This is a genomic window from Staphylococcus sp. AtHG25, assembly GCF_003217445.1.
Classification (GTDB): Bacteria; Bacillota; Bacilli; order Staphylococcales; family Staphylococcaceae; genus Staphylococcus; species Staphylococcus haemolyticus.
In genome coordinates, this window is record NZ_QJSN01000004.1 from 172,315 (window position 1) to 198,951 (window position 26,637).

Annotated in this window: 26 protein-coding genes and 8 tRNA genes; 6 read left to right on the forward strand and 28 right to left on the reverse strand. The window is 31.0% G+C overall.

Annotation, left to right across the window (positions count from 1 at the left end):
• Positions 1 to 21 precede the first annotated feature (21 nt).
• The 12 genes from BDW31_RS04955 to hemE form a co-directional block, all read right to left on the reverse strand.
• A tRNA-Ser gene (locus BDW31_RS04955) sits at positions 22 to 111 on the reverse strand.
• Positions 112 to 170: 59 nt separating this feature from the next.
• Positions 171 to 242, reverse strand: a tRNA-Glu gene (locus BDW31_RS04960).
• A 1-nt stretch (position 243) separates the two neighbouring features.
• Positions 244 to 318: transfer RNA gene (locus BDW31_RS04965), tRNA-Asn, on the reverse strand.
• Between the two features lie 9 nt (positions 319 to 327).
• Positions 328 to 401 (reverse strand) — tRNA-Gly (locus BDW31_RS04970).
• A gap of 14 nt (positions 402 to 415) precedes the next feature.
• Positions 416 to 491: transfer RNA gene (locus tag BDW31_RS04975), tRNA-His, on the reverse strand.
• A gap of 13 nt (positions 492 to 504) precedes the next feature.
• Positions 505 to 577, reverse strand: a tRNA-Phe gene (locus BDW31_RS04980).
• A gap of 11 nt (positions 578 to 588) precedes the next feature.
• A tRNA-Asp gene (locus BDW31_RS04985) sits at positions 589 to 664 on the reverse strand.
• 15 nt (positions 665 to 679) lie between these two features.
• Positions 680 to 753 (reverse strand) — tRNA-Met (locus BDW31_RS04990).
• 395 nt (positions 754 to 1,148) lie between these two features.
• Positions 1,149 to 1,709, reverse strand: a complete 561-nt coding sequence (locus tag BDW31_RS04995; protein ID WP_037552231.1) for an RBBP9/YdeN family alpha/beta hydrolase — start codon at positions 1,707 to 1,709, stop codon at positions 1,149 to 1,151.
• A 98-nt stretch (positions 1,710 to 1,807) separates the two neighbouring features.
• Positions 1,808 to 3,202, reverse strand: a complete 1,395-nt coding sequence (hemY, locus tag BDW31_RS05000; protein ID WP_037552228.1) for a protoporphyrinogen oxidase — start codon at positions 3,200 to 3,202, stop codon at positions 1,808 to 1,810.
• 18 nt (positions 3,203 to 3,220) lie between these two features.
• Positions 3,221 to 4,144, reverse strand: a complete 924-nt coding sequence (gene hemH / locus BDW31_RS05005; protein ID WP_053026963.1) for a ferrochelatase — start codon at positions 4,142 to 4,144, stop codon at positions 3,221 to 3,223.
• 36 nt (positions 4,145 to 4,180) lie between these two features.
• Complete coding sequence (gene hemE, locus BDW31_RS05010) at positions 4,181 to 5,215, reverse strand: uroporphyrinogen decarboxylase (RefSeq protein WP_053026964.1); 1,035 nt, start codon at positions 5,213 to 5,215, stop codon at positions 4,181 to 4,183.
• A 287-nt stretch (positions 5,216 to 5,502) separates the two neighbouring features.
• Here hemE and BDW31_RS05015 point away from each other — a divergent pair, with 287 nt between their 5' ends.
• The gene (locus BDW31_RS05015; protein WP_110709273.1) at positions 5,503 to 6,003 is read left to right on the forward strand and encodes a signal transduction protein TRAP; all 501 of its coding nucleotides are present in this window, start codon (positions 5,503 to 5,505) and stop codon (positions 6,001 to 6,003) included.
• Between the two features lie 59 nt (positions 6,004 to 6,062).
• Here BDW31_RS05015 and ecsB read toward each other — a convergent pair whose 3' ends face one another.
• The gene (gene ecsB, locus BDW31_RS05020) at positions 6,063 to 7,286 is read right to left on the reverse strand and encodes an ABC transporter permease EcsB (RefSeq protein ID WP_110709275.1); all 1,224 of its coding nucleotides are present in this window, start codon (positions 7,284 to 7,286) and stop codon (positions 6,063 to 6,065) included.
• The gene (gene ecsA / locus BDW31_RS05025; RefSeq protein ID WP_037538621.1) at positions 7,279 to 8,019 is read right to left on the reverse strand and encodes an ABC transporter ATP-binding protein EcsA; all 741 of its coding nucleotides are present in this window, start codon (positions 8,017 to 8,019) and stop codon (positions 7,279 to 7,281) included. Before ecsA ends, ecsB begins: the two co-directional genes overlap by 8 nt.
• Positions 8,020 to 8,149: 130 nt before the next feature.
• Between ecsA and BDW31_RS05030 the strand changes: the two genes are divergently transcribed.
• From BDW31_RS05030 to prsA, 4 genes are all read left to right on the forward strand, one after another.
• A complete protein-coding gene (locus tag BDW31_RS05030; RefSeq protein WP_037552213.1) occupies positions 8,150 to 8,575 on the forward strand; it encodes an HIT family protein in 426 nt (141 codons plus the stop codon).
• A gap of 142 nt (positions 8,576 to 8,717) precedes the next feature.
• Positions 8,718 to 9,092, forward strand: a complete 375-nt coding sequence (locus BDW31_RS05035; protein ID WP_110709277.1) for a YtxH domain-containing protein — start codon at positions 8,718 to 8,720, stop codon at positions 9,090 to 9,092.
• A gap of 160 nt (positions 9,093 to 9,252) precedes the next feature.
• A complete protein-coding gene (locus BDW31_RS05040; protein WP_110709279.1) occupies positions 9,253 to 9,810 on the forward strand; it encodes a DUF3267 domain-containing protein in 558 nt (185 codons plus the stop codon).
• Positions 9,811 to 9,982: 172 nt separating this feature from the next.
• A complete protein-coding gene (prsA, locus tag BDW31_RS05045; RefSeq protein WP_037552208.1) occupies positions 9,983 to 10,957 on the forward strand; it encodes a peptidylprolyl isomerase PrsA in 975 nt (324 codons plus the stop codon).
• Positions 10,958 to 11,120: 163 nt separating this feature from the next.
• Here the strand turns inward: prsA and yhaM are convergent, their stop codons facing one another.
• The 8 genes from yhaM to BDW31_RS05085 form a co-directional block, all read right to left on the reverse strand.
• Positions 11,121 to 12,062: a 3'-5' exoribonuclease YhaM gene (gene yhaM, locus BDW31_RS05050; RefSeq protein WP_037552205.1), complete on the reverse strand. Its 942-nt coding sequence runs from the start codon at positions 12,060 to 12,062 to the stop codon at positions 11,121 to 11,123.
• Entirely contained in the window at positions 12,059 to 14,995 is a 2,937-nt protein-coding gene (locus tag BDW31_RS05055) for an ATP-binding protein (RefSeq protein WP_110709281.1), read from the reverse strand. Before BDW31_RS05055 ends, yhaM begins: the two co-directional genes overlap by 4 nt.
• Positions 14,985 to 16,181, reverse strand: a complete 1,197-nt coding sequence (locus tag BDW31_RS05060; RefSeq protein WP_085060651.1) for a metallophosphoesterase family protein — start codon at positions 16,179 to 16,181, stop codon at positions 14,985 to 14,987. The genes BDW31_RS05055 and BDW31_RS05060 overlap by 11 nt, the downstream gene beginning before the upstream one ends.
• Positions 16,182 to 16,327: 146 nt before the next feature.
• Positions 16,328 to 16,672: a YlbF/YmcA family competence regulator gene (locus BDW31_RS05065; protein WP_011275418.1), complete on the reverse strand. Its 345-nt coding sequence runs from the start codon at positions 16,670 to 16,672 to the stop codon at positions 16,328 to 16,330.
• 68 nt (positions 16,673 to 16,740) lie between these two features.
• Positions 16,741 to 17,871, reverse strand: coding sequence for a DUF445 domain-containing protein (locus tag BDW31_RS05070; protein ID WP_110709282.1), 1,131 nt, complete (start codon positions 17,869 to 17,871; stop codon positions 16,741 to 16,743).
• 369 nt (positions 17,872 to 18,240) lie between these two features.
• Positions 18,241 to 18,705 (reverse strand): XRE family transcriptional regulator XdrA, encoded by a 465-nt coding sequence (gene xdrA / locus BDW31_RS05075; RefSeq protein ID WP_011275416.1) that lies wholly within the window; start codon positions 18,703 to 18,705, stop codon positions 18,241 to 18,243.
• A 264-nt stretch (positions 18,706 to 18,969) separates the two neighbouring features.
• Positions 18,970 to 19,593 carry a response regulator gene (locus tag BDW31_RS05080; RefSeq protein WP_085060650.1) on the reverse strand — a complete coding sequence of 208 codons (624 nt, stop codon included), beginning with the start codon at positions 19,591 to 19,593 and terminating at the stop codon, positions 18,970 to 18,972.
• A 21-nt stretch (positions 19,594 to 19,614) separates the two neighbouring features.
• Positions 19,615 to 20,724: a GAF domain-containing sensor histidine kinase gene (locus BDW31_RS05085; RefSeq protein WP_037552193.1), complete on the reverse strand. Its 1,110-nt coding sequence runs from the start codon at positions 20,722 to 20,724 to the stop codon at positions 19,615 to 19,617.
• Between the two features lie 187 nt (positions 20,725 to 20,911).
• On the opposite strand from BDW31_RS05085, the gene BDW31_RS05090 reads away from it, so the two are divergent.
• Complete coding sequence (locus tag BDW31_RS05090) at positions 20,912 to 21,736, forward strand: RluA family pseudouridine synthase (protein ID WP_037552191.1); 825 nt, start codon at positions 20,912 to 20,914, stop codon at positions 21,734 to 21,736.
• A 65-nt stretch (positions 21,737 to 21,801) separates the two neighbouring features.
• Here BDW31_RS05090 and fumC read toward each other — a convergent pair whose 3' ends face one another.
• The 6 genes from fumC to queG form a co-directional block, all read right to left on the reverse strand.
• A complete protein-coding gene (fumC, locus tag BDW31_RS05095) occupies positions 21,802 to 23,187 on the reverse strand; it encodes a class II fumarate hydratase (protein ID WP_110709284.1) in 1,386 nt (461 codons plus the stop codon).
• 204 nt (positions 23,188 to 23,391) lie between these two features.
• Positions 23,392 to 23,787, reverse strand: a complete 396-nt coding sequence (locus BDW31_RS05100; RefSeq protein WP_037552187.1) for a hypothetical protein — start codon at positions 23,785 to 23,787, stop codon at positions 23,392 to 23,394.
• Positions 23,788 to 23,996: 209 nt separating this feature from the next.
• A complete protein-coding gene (locus tag BDW31_RS05105; RefSeq protein ID WP_110709286.1) occupies positions 23,997 to 24,146 on the reverse strand; it encodes an SAS053 family DNA gyrase inhibitor in 150 nt (49 codons plus the stop codon).
• Positions 24,147 to 24,168: 22 nt separating this feature from the next.
• Positions 24,169 to 24,768 carry a 6-phosphogluconolactonase gene (locus BDW31_RS05110; protein ID WP_037552185.1) on the reverse strand — a complete coding sequence of 200 codons (600 nt, stop codon included), beginning with the start codon at positions 24,766 to 24,768 and terminating at the stop codon, positions 24,169 to 24,171.
• A gap of 171 nt (positions 24,769 to 24,939) precedes the next feature.
• On the reverse strand, positions 24,940 to 25,410 hold the full coding sequence (gene trmL / locus BDW31_RS05115; protein WP_053025428.1) for a tRNA (uridine(34)/cytosine(34)/5-carboxymethylaminomethyluridine(34)-2'-O)-methyltransferase TrmL: 471 nt from the start codon (positions 25,408 to 25,410) through the stop codon (positions 24,940 to 24,942).
• A complete protein-coding gene (queG, locus tag BDW31_RS05120; protein ID WP_110709288.1) occupies positions 25,411 to 26,538 on the reverse strand; it encodes a tRNA epoxyqueuosine(34) reductase QueG in 1,128 nt (375 codons plus the stop codon).
• Positions 26,539 to 26,637 lie beyond the last annotated feature (99 nt).

Here is a 26,637-nt window from a genome sequence, read left to right on the forward strand (position 1 = left end):
TATTGTGATAAGCTTTTATTATGGAGAACAAGGGATTCGAACCCTTGAAGCGCTTATAGCGCTTACACACTTTCCAGGCGTGCTCCTTCGGCCAGACTCGGACAGTTCTCCTCAATATTAATAACTAAATTACATAAAAAAACAGAAGCGATATTTCACTTCTGTTTGTATGACTCCTACGGGACTCGAACCCGTGTTACCGCCGTGAAAGGGCGGTGTCTTAACCGCTTGACCAAGGAGCCATGGCTCCGCAGGTAGGATTCGAACCTACGACCGATCGGTTAACAGCCGATAGCTCTACCACTGAGCTACTGCGGAATAATATGATGGAGCGGGTGATGGGAATCGAACCCACAACATCAGCTTGGAAGGCTGAGGTTTTGCCATTAAACTACACCCGCGTAGTAAACGATTATGGGGCGGTTGAAGGGAATCGAACCCTCGAATGTCGGAACCACAATCCGATGCGTTAACCACTTCGCCACAACCGCCAAAATGATTGAATGGTTCAGGACAGAATCGAACTGCCGACACATGGAGCTTCAATCCATTGCTCTACCAACTGAGCTACTGAACCGTAATAAGTAATGGCGGTCTCGACGGGAATCGAACCCGCGATCTCCTGCGTGACAGGCAGGCGTGTTAACCGCTACACTACGAGACCTATTAAAACTATGTATTGCGGGAGGCGGATTTGAACCACCGACCTTCGGGTTATGAGCCCGACGAGCTACCGAACTGCTCCATCCCGCGCTAATATTATTTACGTCTCAAAAATCAGTACTTAATAACTATATCATTTTATATTGTCTGATGTCAATATTAATTTTAAATAAATTTTACATTCATTTAATTGAATCTTCATATTGAAATGCGACAATTGTCTAATAGTCATCGCCTTTTCGAATACTTTATTAGTATATATAGTATCATTAACTTAGTCAATAAGTATTGCAAACTATTTTGTGTAAAAAAACGCTACATTTAAAATATTTTAATTAAAGATACCTATTGGATATCTAATTGCACTTGAAAGTATCTCTATATTTAATTATCAACCTTAATAATAATAAAAAGTAGGTAGCTTTAACTCCCTACTTAAATTAGTTTAAATATTGAACGTATTAATAATTAAATCACATGTTTTATTATTTAGTCATGTAATGTTGCATTTTTTCTTGTAATTCAGTAAAAGATACAAAGCCTTCTTCTTCTAAGAAATGTCCACCTTCATCAACAATTTTAGTCTTACCACCTAATTCGTCAATTAAGTTTTGAGTTTCTATGTAAGAAACATAAGAATCATCTTTTGAAGCTAGTCCATAAAAGTGATTAACTTTAGTTTTAATTAAGTCATAATCAACATTAAACTCCCCTACTTTTATTGAATCGTCTATTTTCTTCGCATCTTCTTTAAATCCTGCTATACTGAAGAACCCCTCAAATGGTTCATAAATTGATAGACCTTCAATGTATTTCAAAGTAGCCAATGAACCATACCCATGAGTGACAAAATAAGTATCTTTAGATAAAAGTTCAATTTGTTGATTTAATTCGAAGACCCAATTGTCTATATTATCATTCTTACTTTCATCTAAATGAAATAATTGAACATCATAACCTTCTAGTTCTAAATTATGTTGCAACCACTTATACCAGTGGTTATGAGAATTTCCTAATTGTGAATGAACTATAATTACATTAGTCATTAATATTTTTACCTCCTTAAACTAAATAATAATTCTCAATTTATATAACAAAACACTTTTAAAGAGGCAAATTCACCTCAAAAAAAGTGTTTAAATTATTATATTTCATCAAGCAATTCTTCCACAGCATTTTTACCTTGTTGAATACAATCTGGAAGCCCAACCGCTTCAAATGGTGCTCCTGTGATTCTGAGTGCAGAATAATTATTTTTAACGTGTTGTTGAATTTTTCTTATTTGACTAATATGACCAATGTGATATTGAGGCATGCTTTTAGTCAAACGATTAACAATTGTAAAATCCGGATCTCCATGAAAAGTCATCATTTTATTTAAATCACGACGTGCGATAGTCGCAATTTCTTCATCAGTATGATCTTCAACAACTGTATCACCTGGTTTACCTACATATGCTCTAATTAAAACTTTTCCTTGCGGTGTAGTAAAAGGCCATTTTTTACTAGTCCAAGTACAAGCTGTAATATTAGTATTACTTGTTCTCGCGATGACAAAACCAGTACCGTTATATGTGTTTTCAATATTCTTCTCATCAAATGCAAATACAACCGTTGCAACTGAAGTAGAATCCATCTCGTTAAAGTATTTAAAAGCTTGATCGTGATTGAACCATTTCATAAATGTTTGATGAGGCGTAGTAATTAAAATACCATCAAATTGTTCACTGTATTGATCAGTTGCTATTTCATAATTGTCATTGTTAATAATGATATCTTCTACATGTGTTTGATATTTCATCTTTACGCCTTTATCTTGTACATTTTTAGTTAATGCTTCAATAAATGAACTTAATCCGTGACGAAATTGTCTAAACTGACCTTTAGGGGCACCAGGGTATAATTGACGTTGTTTAATTCGTTCAGCCTTTTCGTGTTGCATACCTTTGATTAAACTACCATACTTCTCCTCTTGTTCTTTAAAATTAGGAAATGTACTCATTAAACTTAATCGATCTATATCAGTACCATAAATACCACCCATGAGGGGTTCTATTAAATTTTCAAGCACTTCATTTCCTAATCGTCTTCTAAAAAACGCTCCAACTGATATATCATCCTCAATTTTTATTGGGGGTATTACCAAATCTAGTCCCGCTCTTAGCTTACCTATTGGTGAAATAAGTCTTGTTTTTAAAAAAGGTTTAATATCAGTTGGGATGCCCATAATCGAACCACCTGGTATAGGATACAATTTATTTTTTGCGAAAATGTATGACTGACCTGTTTCATTAGTAATTAAATCATCTTCAAGTCCAATATCTTTTGCTATATCAGTCATGATTGTTTTTCGTCCAAGATAAGATTCAGGGCCTAGTTCAATAGTATATCCATCTTTACGATACGTCTGTATCTTTCCACCTGGTCGATTTGTCGCTTCAAAAATGGTTACATCTATATCTGGTTTATAATGTTTTAAATAATATGCGCTTGAGAGGCCAGTTATACCTGCACCAATAATTGCAACTTTTTTACTCACATTGAGTCCCTTCCTTTATTAAAAAACTGTTTTTATTTCATCCACGATAGCATTAATAAATAATGGATCCGTGTTAGGCATTGTTGGACGATAGTAATTTGCTCCTATCTCATCACACACAACTTTACATTCATAATCATTATCATACAGTACTTCTAAATGCTCACATACAAAACCTACAGGCGTGTAGATAAAGTGTTTATATTGATATTCGTTGTACAACGTTCTTGTTAAATCTTGTACATCGGGTCCTAACCAAGGTGTACCTGTGTTACCCTCAGACTGCCAGCCTTGAGCAACGTGTTTAATATTTGAAGATGTTTGTAAACGATTCATTGTATCTTTTAATTCATCAGGGTATGGATCATTATTTTTTTCAATTAAACCTTTAGGCAAACTATGAGCTGATACAACTAAGATTGTCTCATCATGTTCATCTTGAGGAATTTGCTCTAAAGTTTCATTGATTTTATTAGTCCAATACTCAATAAATTTAGGTTGGTGATAATAATGTTCAACATGATGTAAAGCAATATCGTATTTATTGGCTTCCTCTTTTGCACGTTTATTGTATGATCCAACTGAGAAACTAGAATAATGTGGTGCTAAAACAACAGTAACCGCTTCTTTAATACCATCTTTATACATTTTTTCTACAGCTTCTTCAATATATGGAGAAATATGCTTTAGACCTAAATACAATTTATATTCCACATCTTCATAAACTTGATTTAAAGCATCTTTTAATGCTTCAGCTTGACGATCAGTAGTGCCAGCTAAAGGAGAAAGACCACCAATAAATTCATATCGGTCTTTTAAATCTTGTAATTCCTCATCAGTTGGTCTCTTACCATGTCTAATATCTGTATAATATGCTTCAATATCACTCTCTTTATATGGTGTTCCATATGCCATAACTAATAAACCTACTGTCTTAGTCATTAAATAAAACCTTCCTTAATCTTTGTATTCTTAATATTATTTACTTGTATAATCATGAACAAATTGAGTAACTCGCTTTAATGTATCAGGTTGTACTTCAGGAAAAACACCGTGTCCTAAATTAAAAATGTGTTTACCTCTTTCCATACCCTCGTCCAGAATTTCACGTACTCTATGCTCTATTACGTCCCAAGGCGCAAGTAACAATGAAGGATCTAAATTACCCTGTAACGTTTTATTAACACCCATTTGTGTAGCTGATGAGATAGACGTACGCCAATCTAATCCTAGGACATCTATTGCTAAGTCATTCCATTCATTAATTAGATGGCTTGCACCCACTCCAAACATTATGACAGGAACATCATATTTAGCTTTAATTCCATTAATTAACTTATCCATTGAAGGTTTAATATAATAGCGATAATCTTTAACATTTAAAGCTCCAACCCATGAGTCGAAAATTTGAATCAGCTCTGCGCCCGCTTCAACCTGAGCAACCACATAGTCAATTGATACTTGTACGAGATGATTCATTAAGGCAAACCATGTTGCCTCATCTCCATACATCATTGCTTTAGTATAATTATAATTTTTTGATGGACCGCCCTCAATCATATAAGAAGCTAATGTAAATGGCGCACCTGTAAACCCAATTAATGGTACATTCAATTTCTCTTGTGTTAGCAATTGAATTGTTTCGAGTACGTACGGTACATCACGTTTGGGATCAATTTGTGTTAATTTATCTACATCAGATACAGATTTAATTGGATTGCTAATGACTGGTCCAATACCTGATTTAATATCAACATCAACACCAATTGGTTTCAAAGGTGTCATTATATCTTTATATAAAACTGCTGCATCAGTATTATAATTATCAACTGGTAATTGAGTTACATAAGCACATAATTCAGGTTGATGTGTGATGTCGAAAAGAGAATATTTCTCTTTTAATTTTCGATATTCTGGTTGTGAACGGCCAGCTTGGCGCATAAACCATACAGGTGTATGAGATGTTTTTTCACCTTTAATTGTTTGTAAAATTGTATTATTTTTATTATGCACCTTATAGTCCTCCTAAATTAAAATCATTCTTATCTATAATATCATATGCTGATATAATTATCGTTTATCTACACTTAAATGTCATAAAAAAGACAAAGCATAAATGTACATTTCAATTCACTAAATTATAATAATTTATTAAACATAATTATAGTATATTTATATGCTTAAAAATATCCCTCAATAAGACTAAATGGATTTTTAAAATATTTAAACAATACATACAATTATTATAGCTAGTATCATTAATTAATCGTATAATATAAACAATAAAGGAGGTATGAGTCATGAACATATATACAACTTATGGGACTTATGGTTACTTAAATCAAATCCGAACAAATAATACTAATAGTAATCTATTTTTATTTTCAACAAATGATTCTTCTGTAATTATTGAAGAATCAGATGAAAAATCAATTTTAAAACATCCCACTGTTTACACAACTGTTAATTCTATTAATGACTTAGATCAAACACATTTTTACTCAGCAATATTTATCCCTTCTTCTGATGATCATGTTCATCAATTAGAAAAACGTATTGCAAATTTGGAATTAAATTTCGATAAGTTTGCCGGTTTTAAAAGTTATCGTTTTTTAAAGCCTGTTCAAGGAACAACTTACAAAGTTTATTTTGGTTTTGCTAATCGCCAAACTTACGAAGATTTTAAAGAAACAGATACATTTAAGGATTATTTTTCAAAAGATGCATTAAGACATTATTTTGGTTCTAGTAGCCAACATTCTAGCTACTTTGAGAGATATTTATATCCAATCAAGGAATAATAAAAAGGTTGCCTTTTAACTAGATGTAGTTTTGCTTGTTCTAGTTATAGGCAACCTTTTTAATCTTTAAGTAGTGATTCTTGATATTGTAACTTCTTAATTGTGCTTCTAATCGTTAACCACCCTACTATAAAGAAGATTAGAGCGAAAAAGAAATATTGTGGGTATATACTGATAAATGCAATTGAAAAAATTAATCCTATAATTAACATTAAACGATAAAGAAATTTTTCATAACCTTTAATCACTTCGACATCTGGTACTGGCCAAACTTGAGGCCATAATCCATAAGCTTGTTGCGTATAAAATTGAGACATTTGCAATAATGTAATGTACATGAACAGACATCCAATAATTGCTGAAACAATAGGAAACGATAGCCAAATCATTAGCACTAATGCAATGACAATCAGTCTAAATATAATACTAAAAGCATCTCTACCTCTTACAAAGCTACGTGTAAATAGATATAAATACATATTTCTAGAATTAAATTTCCGGCCTTTAGGTGTAGGTAATAAGAAATCTAAATATCTACGTCTAACTGCAGACTCTTTTAAATGTTTAACATCCGTAAACATATTTACGAATTTATAATAATTTGTATGGTGTCTTTCTTCAATACCTATCATTCGCTCCCATGGATATAAATTAACTCGATTTAATTTAGGTAACGCTAACATTCCACCAAGTAATATAAACGTAAAGATAACTCCCCAGTACATTTGGTAACCCAATATTAAGTCATATGTTACTAAATTAATCAAAAATAAAATTAAACTTATACTCCAACTTGATTGCTTTAGTTGATACCATTGCCATCTCACTTTCAATCCAATCCATGGGTGTATCAATGTTAAAATACTCAAGATGATAAATGGTGTTATGAAATCACCATCTAATTTAGAAAATAATGGAAACAAGATAATGAGTATTACTAGTTGTATCGCTATTCTATTAAAATAGCTGTAGCGAATGCTTAGGTTCATATAATTTTTCATATGTTTTTCAAAAGGCAATAAAAATATTCTATCTGCATCTTTTAAAAATGTTCGTATTGGAAAGATAGATGTTACAGCTAATATTATACTAGCACATAACGCATAATCTATATGTTTAGGTATATGTTGCAACCATTGACCATAACCTAATATAAATGCTCCCAATAAAATTAATAAAAATACTGAAAAATGGCCATTAAAAATAAATTTATTATAATAACGCTTCTCTTTTTGAATGGTGTTCAATCTAGATTTAAATAATGAAGTAGCTGAATTATCCATTTTCTTGACCACCTTGTGTGACATGTATATAGATGTCATCAAGTGTGTGACCACTTAATCCAGTTTGTTTACGTAGCTCCTCTAAATCACCGAAAGCAACCACTCTACCTTTATCTAAAATAATAAATCGATCACAATAACGTTCTGCAGTTGCCAAAATATGCGTACTCATTAAAACAGTACGTCCTTCATTTTTCTTTTCTACCATTAAATCCAACATAGATTGAATCCCTAGTGGATCAAGGCCTAAAAATGGTTCGTCAATAATATATAATTCTGGATTAACAATGAACGCACATATTATCATCACCTTTTGTTTCATACCTTTAGAGAAATGACTAGGAAAGACCTTTAATTCATTCTCTAATCTAAATGTTTTAAGTAAAGGTCTTGCACGTTTCATTGCTTCTTCTTTACTCAATTGATATGCCATTGCAGTCATCGCAATATGCTCTTCTAATGTTAATTCTTCATATATAATTGGTGATTCAGGTATATAAGATAACTTTTTTCGATAAACTTCGATGTCATCTGTAATTTCTGTATTTGATATAGAGAGATTACCCTCAGTTGGCGTTAATAAACCTAGCATATGTTTAATAGTTGTGCTTTTGCCTGCACCATTTAATCCAATTAAACCAACAATTTCCCCTGCTTTTAATTCAAAATTTATATCTTCAATAACAGGACGTTTCCCATAACCACCTGTTAAATGTTCAACTTTTACTGTCATAAGGCACCTCCATGAATAACATTGTACCAAAATTAGCTTTTAACTACTAAAATTACATTTACTTCACTAACGAAATTTTATTTTACAAATGCTATAATAAGCTATAAATACGTAAAAGGAGTGCATTCAAATGGCTGAAACTGTATTTAGTAAAATTTTATCTGGAGAGATTCCAAGCTTTAAAGTTTATGAAGATGACTTTGTTTATGCATTTTTAGATATTTCACAAGTGACTAAAGGTCATACATTATTAATTCCTAAAAAAGCGTCACCAAATATTTTTGAAACTGACGAAGAGACAATGGCACATATTGGTACCGCTTTACCTAAAGTCGCTAATGCAATTAAGAAAGCTTTTAATCCTGATGGTCTAAATATCATACAAAATAATGGTGAGTTCGCAGATCAATCAGTATTCCATATTCATTTCCATTTCTTACCACGATACGAAAATGATATCGACGGTTTCGGATACCATTGGGAAACACATGAGAACGAAATTAATGATGAACAAAAACAAGCTATCGCTGATCAAATCAAAGCGCAATTTGATTAATTCTGCATATTGAATGTCATTTTAGGGTAGTATACAATTATAATTAACTTGTCGAAATATGATTGTTGTAGAATCTGAAATTTATTTCATTTCTTATTCTATTATTATCCGTTAACGACATTATAAGTGAGGAGAATAGAACATGAAAATATCACGCGTATTATTTGGTATTACTGCGGGAGTAGCATCTGGAATTGCTGTTTCTTGGTTAAACCGTGATGATCAAAGCGTAAAGAATAACACGATTGATTCTAAAAAACCTACTGGGTCTCGCTCTGAATTAGAACGTGAAATTGAGTCACTTAAACGTAATTTCTTTAACATTATTGATTATAGTAAGCAAGTAAAAAATGATGGTGTCTCATATGGTAGCGAAATTGGAGATGAATTTAAAACACTAATTGGTGATTTTAAATCTGATATTAATCCTAATATCGAAAAATTACAATCACACATTGAAAATCTACAAAATCGTGGCGAAGAAATAAGTAATACTTTTTCAAAAGATAATAAATAAAGTTTAATCATTAGAACAAACTGTGATACGGGAGTGGCGTTGAAATCATTATGAATATTTCGCTACTCTCTTTAATAATGCCAAAATTGGCTTGACTGTTGTTACTGATAGTTAGATAATACGTAGCGTATATAAATAAGACCTATTAAGAGGTGTCAGTATGTTTCTATGTAAACGTCAAATTGATATTCATGCACGATTTGGTGTACCAAGAATTGCATTTTTAAGTTTTACTATTACAGTCATCGCATTTTTAATTAGTTATGAAATAATGTATTATTTTGTAAATACACCTTTATCAGATCGACATTTTGTTATCTTATTAATATTTGTTGCACTTATGTACCCTATCCATAAAGCATTACACCTTCTCTTTTTCTTACCTTATGTTAATTCATTTAGAATTCATAAATTAAACAAAAAACGTTGGTTACCCTATTTTAATACGTATGTAAGTACGCCTGTACATAAGATATACTTTTGTATTAATTTAATTTTACCTTTTATTTTAATAACTATATTTTTGATTTTTCTAACGATGCACTTTCCGCAATACGGACACTATTTTATGTTTTTGCTTGCGTTAAATTTTGGCATATCTGTAATGGATTTTTTATATCTTAAGATTATTTTTTTTTCAAATGAAGGTCATTTTATTGAGGAGCATCAAACAGGTATAAATATATTAAACAAAGTGCCATATCAATCTTTTCATTAAGTATCATAGTATCGAGCTTGAAACATATGTTATGCCTCAAGTTCGATACTTTTTTAATACTTAAGCCCTACTTAATCTCATACTTTGGCAGTATCTAGCCTGTTTCTAATTGGTGATGTTTTCATAATATGTTATAGTAACGTTGTTATTAATGTAAAAGGAGCTATCAACTATGAAAATTATGAATAAATTAATTGTTCCAGTAACTGCGAGTGCTTTACTTTTAGGTGCATGCGGTTCAAATGCAACAGATTCAGAAAGTAATACATTAATCTCTTCTAAAGCTGGAGATGTAAAAGTAAAAGATGTAATGAATAAAATTGGTGACGAACAAATTGCTAGTACGTCATTTAGCATTGCGTTGAATAAAATTCTAGCTGATAAATATAAAGATAAAGTCGATACAAAAGATATCGATGATGAAATTAAAAAAGAACAAAAACAATATGGTGGCAAAGATCAATTTGAAAGTATGCTTAAACAACAAGGTATGTCTTTAGATGATTATAAAGAACAGAAAAAACTTGCCTCATATCAAAAACAATTATTAGCTGATAAAGTTAAAGTGTCAGACAAAGAACTTAAAGAAAACACTAAAAAAGCTTCTCATATTTTAATAAAAGTTAAATCAAGCAGCAGTGATAAAGAAGGTTTATCAGACAAAAAAGCTAAAGAGAAAGCTGAAAAAATTCAAAAAGAAGTTGAAAAGAACCCAGATAAATTTGGAGAAATCGCTAAGAAAGAATCTATGGATTCTTCAAGTGCCAAAAAAGATGGTTCTCTAGGTTATGTAGTTAAAGGACAAATGGTAAGTAAATTTGAAAAAGCACTATTTAAACTAAAAGAAGGTCAAGTTTCAGATGTGGTTAAAACGGACTATGGTTACCATGTCATTAAAGCCGATAAAGAGAATGATTTTGATAAACAAACATCTAAACTTAAAGCCAAACTAATCGAACAAAAGGTACAAAAAGATCCTAAGATTTTAACAAATGCGTATAAAGATTTATTGAAAGAATATGATGTAGATTATAAAGACAGTGATATCAAGAAAGCTGTAGAAAACACTATTTTAAATCCTGAGAAACTTAAACAACAACAGTCATCTTCAGATAGTTCTTCAGCTGCATCAGGTTTATCTTCATAATTTTCATAGTAATAACATTAAATAGTAAGGGAGCAAGTCGATCAATTCGTTAAGAATTAAGACTTGCTCCCTTTCACGTGTTCAAAATTGTATAAAACAAGCGTTTTTACCCACTACAATGTCTATACAATAATTGACATTGTAAGGTAAAAACGCTTTTTAATTAGTCTAATTTTTCTGGATTGTAAAACTGTCTATTTTCCATACCAAAAATTCGTTCAGTAAATTGACCTTTATCGGTTTTCTTAAATGCTTTTTCAAACATATTCATTTTCGCATCGATATTGTCAATAAAGAATAATATTTCTGCTTCTTTTAAATGTGGTAACTTAGGTGATCCAAATTCCATTTTTCCGTGATGTGCTAAAATCATATGACGAAGTAACATCACTTCTTCACCATCAATTCCTAACTCTTTCGCCGCTTCCGCCACTTCATCACTTGCAATTGATATATGTCCTAGCAAATTACCTTCAACTGTATATGTTGTAGCCACTGGACCACTTAATTCCCTTACTTTACCTAAATCATGCAAAATAATTGAACTATACAACAAACTACGGTTTAACAATGGATAAATGTTGCATAATGACTTAGCTATTTCTAGCATTGTAAGTACGTGATAACTTAATCCACTTGCAAAATTATGATGGTGTGAACTTGCTGCAGGATACGTAAAGAATTTATCTTGATATTTTTTCAATAAATGACGTGTTATACGTTGTAAATTAGCATTTTCAATATCTAATATATAGTGTGAAATGTTTTCTTGGATTTCATCCGGAGATAAAGGTGCACCATCAACGAAATCTTGAGTCTTAAATCCGTCTTCTGGTTTAGCTAATCTAAACTGATTGACTTTCATCTGTTTACGACCTCGATAATTAATCACGTCGCCTTTAACCCAAACAATTGTTTCGGGTTGAAGAATCTGCATATCTTCTTTACTAACAGTCCATAGTTTGGCTTCAATATCACCACTTTTGTCTTGTAAGAATAAAGTCATATAGTCTTTTCCTTGAGCAGTAACACCTTGTGTAGCTCTATGAATTAAGAAGAAATTTTCAACCGAATCTCCTGGATTTAGCTTTTCTACATTTCTCATCGTTTTCCGCCTTCCTCTAGTTTATTTAAAATTAGCATCTCTTTAGAAGGAATTGCAGCATCTTTCATACAAGTGAAGTATAACACTTGATAATCTTTGGCTAATTCTCTTAAATAGTTTAACATCATTGATTTTCTTTGTTTATCAAAATGAACAAAAGCATCATCAATAATTATTGGAAATGGATAATAAGGTCTTAAAATCTTAATCAAACTAATTCTAAGTGCAATATATAATAATTCTTTCGTTGATTGACTTAGTTCAAGTGGATGATACATTTGGCCATTATTGTGTTTAACCATTATTGTATCATTTTCATAAGTTATCATATTGTAATTCCTTTGTGTCAGATCCGTAAATATATTTACAGCTTCATTTATAACTTGAGGTAATCGTTTATCTTTAATTTGCTTAATATGTTCATTTATTAATGCTTCTAAGTAACTTAAACTAGCCCAATCTTTAGCTAAATCATTCATTCTATTCTTCAAGTTATAATAATCATGTCTTAACTTAGATAATGTTTTATCTGTCTCCATGTAATTAATTTGAGCGGTTAAGTCACTAACTTCAGTTTGTTTATCTAAATACTGATCGTTATATGCATCAACTTGTTTAGCAAGAAGCGCATCTTCTTCTTCCAATTGAGCAGTTGTTTTTTCGCTCAAATTCGAACTATCTTCATAAGAGAAATTTTGATTTTCGAGATATGCAGTTAAATCATTAAATCTTGCAAGTTGTTGGTGATACAATTGATATTGCTCGTAAGATTGATAAAATGCTTCTTCACTTGAAACATTGATATAAGTAAATAATGTATTAATAGTTTTTTCATTTTCTTCTAATTGTTCTTTTAATTGTTTCAATTCATTACTTAATAACTCAATTTGACTTTTAAGTTGTTCTTTCTTCTCTTTATTACTTTCGTATTTAGAAATCCAGCTCTTCATATCATTAAATAGTGAAACTTTATTAAATGGTGTGATTTCATTTCCAGTATTTTTAAGCGCATTATCATAAAAATGCGTCAATTTCTGATTTACTTGTTGATGTTGATCTAATAATTTACTGCGGTAACTGTCATTTGATTTAAGTTGATTCATAGTTTTAAAGCTATCTAGTAATAAATCATCTGTCATTTCATTAGGTACTTTCACATTTTCTTTAACTGCATTTAATTTTTGAGTTAAGTCATTGATTTGTTGTTCTGTTTTTGTCAGTAAATTTTCTTGATGATTTAATTTATTAGCTAATACTCTTTTATTGTTACTTGCATTACTCCAACGTTCACGAAGTTGAAATTGTTGATCTAAGTCGAAGTTTAAATCGTAATTAGATTCCAAATCATTAATTTGTTGTTCCAAATCATTAATTTCTTCACTAATTGATTCACTGTAATCAATTTCTTTTGTCTTAACCAAGAAAGTACCAACAATAAATATGACAGTTAAGATTGCAAATATAACTCCGAAAATTAAATTTTGTGTCACAAATGAGAATAGTGTTAAACCCAGACCAACTATAGATAACACTATAAAACTTAATCTAAGCCACCAATTTCGCTTTTGCTTTCTTTCTTTATCAGAATTAAAAGTATCTTTAAGTTTGTTATACAGATTCTCTTTCTCATGTAGTTCTAACTTTTGTTGATTATATTGTTTCTTTTTATCCAGTGAATCTTCAGAAACTAAATCTTTTTCCAAGTTTTTTATTTCCTGAGATAGCGTATTTTGTTCAATTTGATTTTCATCAATAGCTCTTTCAACTTGTTGTTTTAACACTTTTTGTTCATTTCGCGTCTTGATAATTTCACTAACATAATTCTTCATAGATTCAGAGGTATCTGTATTGTGATAAACTTCTTGCCAACCAATACTTGTTTTCAAATCAGCTTCTTTACGCTCGTAATCATCAATTTCTTGCTTAAGTGAAGAAGATTTCATTTCAGCTTGTTGAATTTCATTTTCATCACGCGTTAAATGATAAATATGATTAGCTGTATCTTCGTTCAAAGCAGGAATTGCATTAAATTCATTCTCTAATTGTTTTAATTTCTCTTCACGCAAACTTATATCTCTAGCTAGAGATTGTTTGTAATTTGAAGCTGTTTCATAACGCTCGATCCCTTTTTCCGGAAAACTTAATGGCTCAATATTAAGTTTTTGCTCTAAATCTTTCCATTCTTGGGCTTGTTCATGAATAGCAAGTTGCTTTTGTTTACTTTCATGCATTTTTGATAATTGGTTTAGATTGGCTTTTAAATGTTCCAAATGACGTTGTGATTTATCTCTATCATCAACTAAACGATGATAGTCATCTAACTTAGACTCTTCTTCTCTTATTTGGGCTTCAAGGTTTTTCAATTCATCGAGCTGTTGATTGAGTATTGGGTTTTTTCCAGCCTTTTTATAAAGCGTGGTTTTCTTTTGACTGACCATTTTATTCATCATTGTGAACTCAGAAGAACCTAATGCACCTGCTTCAAGTAAATAACTTTGTAACTGGTCCTCATCTAAGTTACGGTGAATATCTTGTAATCCAAGCACATTAAACGAGAATATACCTTGATAAGTTTTCTTAGAAATGTAATTTAATTTTTTCTTGAGCCAAGCTTCGTCTCGAATCAAACCATTTTCTAAGTGAACTTTTACATCACCTGAAATGCTACCTTTAACTCTCTCTACTACGATCTCTGATTGGTCATCTAGTATAAGCGTAAGTTTTCCCCCATACTGGTTACCCATACGTGGTTCAAGTCGAGGTTCTTTTTCTTTTTTCATTGGAAAGCCAAAAAGTATAGAATGTATGAAAGCTTGAATCGTTGATTTACCAGCTTCATTCTCACCGAAAATTTCCGTAAATTCACGGTTGAACTCTATTTTGCGATGCACAAATTGACCATAGCCATAGATCTCTAAAGATTTAATGATCATCACTTTCACCTCTCATGTCTGCCTTTAAAATGTTCTCAGCGCGATTAACAAGTTCAACAGTGTCAAACTCAGTATAATCTTCTAAATATTTGGATGCTCTAGGGTTTAAATATAATTCAGTCATCGCCTCTTCAAACACTTTATTATCTTTGATTAAATCAGCTGAAAATTCTCTTACAAGAGGTACTTCATCCATTTGGATATAATTAAATGTGAGCGTTTCTATGATTACGAAGTGATGTTCATTTTCTTCATAGTCATCAATCATTTCTTTAATTTGACTAATGTCTTGTGAAGATATGGGTCTATCACTGTCAACATTTACAGTTAATCTATAAAAAGCCTTTCCATCAGAACGTACGCTTTCTTTGAAGGATTGAATTGCTTCATAGATACCTTGTTTTGTAAGTTTGTCAGTATTGATAGTAGCTTCTTCAAATCTAATTTGTTGCGTTGGAATAAAAGTAGCGTTTAATCGTAAATGGTCACCTTCAACCAATAAACATCCCTTAGGTCCTTGCTCACCAAAATGACGTCCTTGAATGTTTCCAGGATAGTAAATTGGAGGCATATCACTTAATTCTTGTCTTTCATGAATATGGCCAAGTGCCCAATAATGATATAGTTTTTGATTCAAATCTTCTAAAATAAATTCAGTATAGCGATTTTTAGTTGAAGATTTACTATAAGTACCGTGTAACATTCCAATATGAATACCTTTTTTACCTTGGCTAGATGGATACTCATCAATTTTATTTTCATAACTTGTATCATGTTGATAACTAAAACCATGAACAAAAATTGTCTCTCCATCTTTTGTGATAGCTTGATATGTTTCTACTCTATTTGAGAAGACCGAAACATTATCTGGCCAATCATTAGTAATTTTTTCAGTAAGTGGATCATGATTACCATGACTTATGTAAACGAAAATTTGTTCTTTTTCTAATCGCTTAAATTGTTCTTTCAAGAATACTTCAGCACGCAACGTACGATTCTCACTATCAAATAAATCTCCAACGATGAGAACAAAATCAACTTCTTCTTTTAATGCTGTATCGACAATCTTCTTAAAGCTTTCATAAGCACTGTTTTGAACATCTTCAAAAATTGATGGCGCCAAATGACTTTTAGATTTAAAGGGGCTGTCGAGATGTAAATCTGCACAGTGAATAAATTTTATCATTGAAATTAGCTCCTTAATTGCATCTTCGTTTATCTTTATGTATTCCTATATTTTACCATAACTTATTTATTTGGGTCGATGAACTTATATATTAAAAAAGCTACAAAGCTTTCAATTGAAAGTTTTGTAGCTTATTGTGCTAACAATTAGTCAGCGTAAATTTCATCTAAAGGTTTAACAATGATTTGGTTAATTTCTTGGAATACTTGGCTCATTTTTTGCTCAGCTTGCATTAATTCAGAAATATTTTCATCTTTTTCAATTGCTTGAGCTTGTTCTTGAGCTTTTGCTAAATCTTCTTCAGGAATTTCTTCACCTTGCATTTGTTTTTGTTGGAAACTTAATTGAGTTTCACGGAACTCATCGAATAATTTTTTTGATTCTTCATTATCTTTAACTTTAGAGAAAGCATCTTTAATAGCTTTATATTCATCACTATCTCTTAATGCTTGTTCTAGTTGATTTGCATAATCATATAAATTTACTGCCATGTTTGTTTGCACTCCTTAGTGAAAAGTAATTTTGACAACTCTTTATTACCATAACATATTATTTATAGTTAGACAAAGATTGCGACTATACCTTGGAAGAATCCTATAATACCACCCAAAATAAAACCTAATGACATGATAAGTTTTAACTCTTTATTAGCGATTTCAATAATTAATCTTTCAATATAATCTAAGTCAAAGGTATTAATTTGATTTTCAACCATCTGACGTAAATTTATTTTTGTCATTATCGGTGATAAATGATTAGATGCTTGTTTAATTATTAAATCAGTAATTGTATTAGCAACTCCTACTTGAATTTGATCAACTAATTTTGGTGTTAACCTACTGATTGGAGTATCCATTTTTTCATTTAATTGTAAATTTGTCATGATTAAATGCACCAAGGATTCACTTATATTTGTAAATTGGTCTTCTTTAACAACATGACTTAAAGATTGAGATTTTAATGTTTCATATTCATCTCGAATCACTTTGTCAATAATAACTTTTGCTTTAGGGTGTCTTGTTAAACGTATTAATTCATGTTGAACACGTTCAGCAATACTTTCTTTAGTCATAAACATTTGTAATAATCCAACAATTTTACCTTTTTCAGTAAAAAATGTATCTAGCATATCGTAAATATCTCTAGCACCTTTATCTGAAGAAAGATAATTACGTGCACGTTCTCGAATTAAATCTCCTGCTTGGTCTAATTTTTCATCAACCATTGTTATTACTTCTGCAGGAAGAATTTCATTAATTGATGTTGCCTGTTTATCATAGTAATAATTATTCAATTTATTTATTATGGTTTTATCTAGCTTATTGTTAATGAGGTCATCAAGATCAAAATCAAATTGATTTGCAAACTTTCGTATTGTAGCATCGTCACTTTTTAGTTTAGACAATTGCTTTATTACTAAATCATTGATTGCTTCACGAGTATTTGGTTCATTTAACTTTTGATATATAACTGACTCTGTTATCAAATGTTCTTCAATCACTTGACCTATCTTAGTAGCAATTTCTTCCCTTCTTTTAGGAATTAGACCAGGTGTAAATGGTATACGCATCTTGAATATATAATATGGTTTAAATGGATGGAATAACATTCTTATTGCAATTACATTTGTTATGCCTCCAATTACAGCCCCTACTACTACCATAAATAGGATAACAAAAAAAGCTTGCATCTCGATTTCTCCTTAAAAATTATTTTCACAATATGATGATTATATCACTTTGTAATATATGGTTCCTTAATTTTACTTTGCATTAAAATTGAAAATGCAGAAATGTTTTGAAATAAAAAAATCGAGCCGCGATATCAAACATCTTAGGCTCGTCTTTTAATTAATATCAAGTTAAACTTAAGCTGAGAATTTCTTGATATAAGAATAATCTCGGTTCAATCAGTTTTACAATTAAGCTATGTAGTCTCAAAACATTATGTTCGCCATATGTAATAACCACATACCTTGAATGTATATAAATTAAAAGTGATTAAATCTGGTGTGATTCTTCTATCACTTTCATATTAAATCATAATATTTTAACTATTATTAAACGTGCATTAATTCCTCTTTAGCATTTCTGTTAAAGTATGTTTCAGCTTCTCTTAATTTTGAAGTGCCAAAGATAGGTTGCTTTTCTGAATTTAATACTCTATATATGTTGCTTACTTTATTACTTTGTAACATAAAACCATTACGTGTTTCGATAGTATTCCAATAAATATCACTAGTTGTTGAATGATTTGGATATGCACAATGATTACGTGAAATAGTTTGAACAATTTCTAAAGGATCACAACCGAACGTATTATTTAAAACATCTGAATCTCTGAATAATGCACAAATTGAAACACATGTTGTCCAGTTTGGTAACACACGTTCTTTCTCAATTTGAACTAATGTTTTTTTTGAAAGGCCAATTGTTTGAGCCATAGTATCTTGCGTATAGCCCGCTTCAATTCTTACCATTTTAAATTTTGTTTGAATTAAATCTGTGAAACTCTGTCTATCCATATTTTATTCTCTACCTTTCTAATAGGGGTTAATTTATCCGGACACAAGAAATTGCAATAATACACATTTCTTGAAACACAAATTACATCTTAATATATTTTCAATAAAATGAAAAGAGGAATTTTTGTTTTTGTATACAATTTTATTAATGGCGAAATTATCAAAATAATTAAATTAATTTATTTGCTAACTCACTTCTAATAATCCTTTACATTTTAATTGTATTTTCATTCCTAGCTCTTTAACGATTTATTATATTACACTCTATACAAGTTTATTTTCAATAGCATAAATTGCTGCTTGTGTACGGTCTGTTACACTTAACTTATTAAATATATGACTAACATGTGTTTTTATTGTTTTTTCAGAAACGAATAACGTATTTGCAATTTCTTTGTTCGTTTTACCTTTTACCATTTCAGCTAATACTTCTATTTCTCGTTTAGATAGCTTATTAGTATTATGTGGTTTTGAAGATACGGTGTCTATTACACTTTGTGCTTCTGGATGAATAATCCGTTTATTATTTAAAACGTCATGTATCGTTTGAATTAATTTTTGAGGCTCAACATCCTTCATTTCATATCCATCTGCCCCTTTATTAATAGCTGAAATAACATGTTCATCATCTACATAACTTGTTAATACCAATACTTTAATATCAGGGAAATGACGTTTCACGTATTCTGTCACTTCAATACCATTCATTTCAGGCATTACCAAATCAAGAAGGATGATATCTGGTATATCATGTTCATTTAAATAATTAATTAAAGATTGACCATCCGATAAGCTTGCCAAAACTTCCAAATCAGCCACCGTCGATAAAAGGAATTCCAATCCTTGTCTTACAATATGATGGTCATCAATCAATATGACTTTAGCCACAATTTTTCTCCTTTCACCAATTTACAAAGGAATCTCTAAAGATAGCGTTGTTCCTTTGTTAGGCATTGTATCTATGTTAACTTGTCCATTTAATGCATAAATTCGTTGACTTATGTTTTTTAACCCTTGTGATGAAGTATTAGTTTCTTTATTCATATCGAAACCAATTCCTTCATCTTTTGCAATAATTATCAACTTTTCTTTATCTTGTTTTAAAATAATATGTACTGAATTAGTTTGAGCATGTTTTTTAGTATTATTTATACATTCCTGTAATATCCTGTAAACGTTCTCTTCTACGATATTTGATAAACTAATAATTCCATCAACACTTATTGTTAGTTTTATATTAAGAATTTGTGCATATTGATTTAATGCCTGCACCAAACCATGCTCAAGACCTACTGGTTTAAGTTGCCAAATTAGTGTACGCATTTCATTAACCGCATTTTGACTTGTTTCTTCAATTGTCTTAAAAGCTTTTTTCGCAATTTCATCTGTCGTTATGTCATGTGCTGCATGAGCGGTCAATTTTAATGAAAATAATAGTTGGTTTACTGAATCATGTAAGTCTCTTGCTAAGCGATTACGTTCATTTAATCTAGCTGCCTCTTTTTCTTGATCAGTTAAATAAATGCGTTTAATTGAAGAGCCAATCTGTAAAGCGACCGATTCTAATAGGGCTAAATCCTGTTCGCTATAACGCGTAGTATATGGTGATGCAACATTGAGTAAACCATATTGTTCTGTGCCAGAGCGTAGTGGCACTGTAGCATGGTGTGTTACACCTTCTGTTGCTGCTTTATATGCTTGATTTGCTAAATTTATTCTAGAACAATTGATTATGTTAGAAGCCTTCGTTAAACGCTCATTATGATACGCAGTGACACACCAACAAGATCCCTCTTTCATATAACAGCAATTATCCTTTTTTAATGCACCTGGGAGATCAACATCAGCTACTATCTCGTGATGGCCGTTATTATCTATAAAGAAAATCCAACCAGTTGTAAAGTTACTACCATTTATTAAATAATTCAAAGCACCGTGCATCATATTATATAATTCTGTTTCCTCATTGAGATATTCTGCTATTTCTTTTAATAATGCTAAGCGTGTTGGTTTTTCCATGAAATCGCCTCAGTTACTCATATTTGCATTAGTCTTATTATACAGTGAGATTTACATTTTTAAAAATGTAAAAATTTTTAAGTTACATATTATTATTTATTATGAATTTCGTAAGATTGTGATTAATATACGTTATTAGCAATCTAAGATATGGTATGATTAATGCGAATGCTATTAGGAGGAAATTATGAAGTTTAAAATACATGAGAATTATAATCAAAATACGTTGAGAGAAATCTTTCAATCATTGAAATTGCCTAAGAAAGACTTACATCAGTTAAATATGTCAAAAGATATAACTATAAACAATCACCCTGCGAAATTAACAGATAAAGTGGTTACCGGGGATGATATTTACATTCCAACACCAGTAGAAAAAAGTAATTACTTACCTAGTTATCGTTACGCACAAATTAGTTATGAAGATGATGATTTAGCTATTGTCATGAAACCTAAAGGCGTTAAGACTCATCCAAACGATTTAAAAGAGAGTAACACTTTAATGAATCATGTTATTTATACGTTAGATAGTGAATATGTCGAACCTATTCATCGCTTAGACCAAGAAACGGTTGGTTTACTCATTGTAGCTAAGAATCCTCTAATGAAAAAAATTCTAGATCGTATGTTGGAAGAAAATGAAATTACAAGAATATATAAGGCTAATGTTAAGTCATTATTACCAATTAAACCTCAAACTATTGATAGTCCTATAGGTAAGGATAAATTCCATCCAAATAAACGACGAATTTCTAATACAGGTCAACGAGCAATTACGCATATTCTTTCCTCTAAAATGATAAAAGAAGGCGTATGCCAATTGGATATTAAATTAGATACGGGCCGTACCCATCAAATTAGAGTTCATTTAGCTGAAATTGGTCATCCTGTTATAGGCGATCCTTTGTATGGTAATTCTACATTACGCCAACTAGAACTTAATAGTCATAAAATTGAATTTAAACATCCACTCACTCAAGAATTAATATCAGTTAGTTTGGATGATGAATAAATAATAAGGAGTAACTATCGATTCATAGACAGTTACTCCTTTTATTAGTTATATGTGGTTGTTTTTTAGTGTGGATCCACCATATCTTCAGGTTTTATCCATTCTTCAAATTGTTCTTCTGTAACATGACCAGATTGAATAGCCGATTCTTTTAATGTTAACCCTTCTTTATGTGCTTTCTTGGCAATTTGAGCAGCTTTTTCATAACCAATGTGTGGATTTAGCGCAGTAACTAACATTAATGATTGATTTAAATAATTATTAATGTTTTCTTCAATTGGTTCAATGCCGACTGCACAATTATCATTAAACGTTTGCATACCATCTGCAAGTAAGTAAATTGATTGTAATGTATTATGAAGAATTACTGGTTTAAATACATTTAATTCAAAATTACCTTGAGAACTTGCAATACCAACTGTAGTGTCATTACCCATAACTTGTACTGCAACCATAGTTAACATTTCACATTGTGTTGGATTTACTTTACCAGGCATGATTGATGATCCTGGTTCATTTTCAGGAATTGAAATCTCTGCAAGCCCCGCTCTAGGACCAGATGCTAACCATCTAATATCATTGGCGATTTTCATTAAGTCTGCTGCTAAGGCTTTTAACGTACCATGTAATTGCACGACTTCATCATGTGAAGTCAACGCATGGAATTTATTTTCAGATGATACAAATTTATATCCAGTATTCTCTGAGATAAATTTAGCAACTTTATTACCAAATTCTGGATGTGCATTAATACCTGTACCTACGGCAGTTCCACCGATAGCCAAACTTAAGATATGTTTTTTTGATTCAGCTAATAATTCTTCACATTTATCTAACATATAACGCCAGCCACTAATTTCTTGACCTAATTTAATTGGTGTCGCATCTTGTAAATGTGTACGTCCAATTTTAATAATTGATTGGTATTTATCTTCTTTTTCTTTAAAAGTATCACGTAAATGTTTTAATGAAGGTTCAAGTTTCATTTCAACTTCATGATATAATGCAACATGCATTGCTGTTGGAAATGTATCATTTGAACTTTGAGATTTATTCACATCATCATTAGGATGAATCGATTCATCGATACCTTGTTCTTTTAAATATTTATTTGCTACGAAGCTGACTACTTCGTTAACGTTCATGTTACTTTGCGTACCGCTTCCTGTTTGCCAAACAACTAGTGGGAAATGTTCATCTAATTCCCCTTTTAAAATTAAATCACAAGCGTAAACGATTGCATCTTTTTTAGCGTCACTTAGTTTTCCTAGTTCATGATTTGCTAATGCTGCACCTCGTTTTAATTGAGCAAATCCATATACTACTTCAATTGGCATACGTTCTTTACCTACAGGAAAGTTTCGTTTACTTCTCTCCGTTTGTGCACCCCAATATTTATCACCAGGTACTTCAATCTCTCCGAATGTATCGTGTTCAATTCTTACTGACATGCGATAATCTCCCCTTATACAATTATTTATTCATAGTATAGCATTATTTAAATTAAAGGGGCAATGCATTACTAAAGCGGTTTCAATAATACAAATTCATATCATAGATATAAAAAATAACGATTGAAACAATGATTTAATGTCCCAATCGTTATTATCTTTGAAAAATTTTGTCTTATCGTAATTGACCGTTGCTTGCTTAAGTTAGACTTGATATTTAACTTTTACTGCTTTAATAACAGCTAAAGCACTCAAAATATAAAATATAATACTTAAAGTTATTGTAATAGGACTAATTTGAACTAGAAATCCTATAAAACCAGTGAATTGCTCATAAATATCATTTAAAGAATAAATTAAAATACCAGTTATTAAAATACAACACAACACACTTATGAACACACCTGTTTGATTACTCTTAATAAAAGGCTGAGCACTAATATTATCAATTAAGCCTTGAGATAACTTTAATTGTAATTTTATGATTTTAAACAAAATAGGTAAGTAAAGTGCACCGAATGCTATTGGAAATCCTTTTATAGAAAGTAAACTAATAATAATTGTGGCAATCGTAAGTGGAAGCCAATATCTATGTAACATTTTAAGCTCTCCTTATACATTTTCATTGAATTTTATTTTACCATAATTTTTATAGCATTAAATTGAATTAAATGATTGATTGATGAATTTACGCACTCAAATGACAATGTATATTGCTTCATCAAAAAATAACCTAAGACATCTTTAACATCTTAGGTTACTTGGTTCATAAATAATATTTATTTTGTTAATTATCATCAAGTTAAAATTTACTCATGCGATTGATTCAACTTGTCCTCATCGTTTTCTTCAGAAATTTGTTCCATTTCTTTGCCCAATGTTTTCAAGTCATCTAAATCTTGAACCACCGCATTTTCTTCCTCATGATAATTTAATTCTGAATCTTTATTTTTAGTCATAACTCAGACCTCACTTTTAAATTTAAGCAAATCTAGCAGTGAAATATTCTTTAACATCTTCGGGTAAACCTTCTGCAGCTGCTCTATCTAAAACAACTGTTACCATTCTATGAGTTTTTAAATCAGCTGGTTCAAAGCTAGACTTACCATTTTCTTCATAAAGTTTTTTAACAACTTCACGTTTATTAGCACCAGTCACAACTAATACTACTTCACGTGCTTTTAATAATCCTTGTCTTACATTTACATTTAAACTACCTGATTCATCAATAGAAGTAACTTGTAAAATTAATTTGCCTTTATTTTCTTTAGTTTTAATTTTGTCATCAATTAAAGATTCTGCATCATCGTCAAAATTAATTGGATAAATTTGACTAGCAGGTACACCTAATGCTTCATAGTATGAGCGATTATCGTCATAATCTAAGATATTTACTTGACTAAAATCAACCGCATTATGATCTACATCTTTCTTTAACTCATCTAAAACAGGTGCAGCATCCTTTGTTAAATGAATTCCCGCAATAGTTGTAGGGTTGTTATTAAATTGCTTTCTAATGATATCTGCTGTGTACTCAGCTACATGTTCTACATCATTAAATACTTTAAAGTTCATTGCCATTGTCATTACACTCCTCTTAGTTCATCAATGTCATATAAATAACGTATTATTCGTTAATTTACCCTTTTAGACACTAAATCAAACTATTTTAAAAATGTTATTATAAATCACTAATAAATATAACATTTTTTAATAAATAGATGCATAGAATTTTAACTAACTTACTACTTATTAGGATAAGCCTGGGAAATTTTGTTGTCGCAATGCTTCATAAATTAATAAAGCGGCTGTGTTAGATAAATTTAACGATCTGATATTTTCACTCATAGGAATTCTTAATGCCATGTCAGCGTATTTCTCTTTTACCCAATCCGGTAAACCAGTCGTTTCTCTTCCAAATATAAAATAATAATCTGTATCTTCTTTAGAAAAATCAAAATCACTATACGTTTGTTTTCCAAATTTAGTTAGTAAGTAGTACTCACCTTGAGTAGCATCGAAAAAATCTTCAATACTTTCATGATAAGTAATATATACATGCTCCCAATAATCAAGGCCAGCACGTTTTAACATTTTATCATCAGTACTGAAGCCCAAAGGCTTAATTAAATGTAAATGTGTGTTCGTTCCTGCACAGGTACGTGCAATATTACCAGTATTTGCAGGAATCTCTGGTTGAAATAAAACAATATGGTTTGTCATTTAAAGTTTCCTCATTTCTAGTCCTTTTATCATTTCATTTTGAACTTCTTCAATTTCATTTTCATAGTTTGCAACTATAAATTCACGTGCATCTTCACCTTGAATTTGGCCAATCGCCCAGTATGCCGTCCCTCTTATCATTGGTCTTGGATCATTTAATGCAACTTCCTTAAGTTCTGGTATTGCTGCCTCTTCATTAAAATGTGCTAAAGCTATGATTGCATTACGTTGAATTGGTTTTTTACCTCGCCAAGCACCAGCTAAATGCCCATATGTTTGTTTGAATTCTTTATTGCTCATTTGTAATAACGGTACTAATCTTGGTTTTAGAATCTCAGGTTCTAGTATAATGTCATCATGCGTTGTATTGATTCCCCTATTTCTAGGACAAACTTGTTGACACGTGTCACATCCATATAAGCGATTGCCTATCTTATATCTATATTCATCTTGCAGATATCCTTTAGTTTGAGTTAAAAAACTAATACATTTTTGAGAATTCAATTGACCATTTCCAACAAGCGCCCCTGTAGGACATCTATCTACACATATTGTACAATCTCCACAGCTATCAAGTAATGGATCATCAGGTTCAAATGGAATACTCACTAACATTTCACCTAAATAACTCCATGTTCCTAAATCTGGATTAATAATAAAACCATTACGTCCAGCAAATCCTAAACCTGCTCGTTCAGCAACGGCCCTATCTGATAATACACCAGTATCAACCATACTTTTTAGTTCTACATCAGGAACTTTAGATTGTATAAAATCAGCAAGTTTATCTAAACGTTTACGCATAATAGAGTGATAATCTTGCCCCCAAGAGGCACGAGCAAACATACCTCGGCGATCACCTCTGACACTTTTAGGTGCACCTTTAAGCTTATTCGGATATCCAACAGCAATTGCTATAATTGAGCGTGCGGTAGGCAAACTTAATTTTGGCTCAGTTCTTAATGAAATATCTGACTCCTCAAAACCCGAAGCATAGCCATTTGCATGATAATCTTCTAATTTCTTTTTAAGTTCATCAAATGGATCGGCAGTAGTAAAACCTATACTATCAATACCTATTGAATAAGCATAATCGATGACTTCTTGTTTAAGCCAATTATAATCCAATTCATTTGCCTCCTTAAAATTTATACATATTACATTTTAACATAATCCACATAATGAAATCGTTATTTATTTATATAATAATTGGACACTTTCCTAATA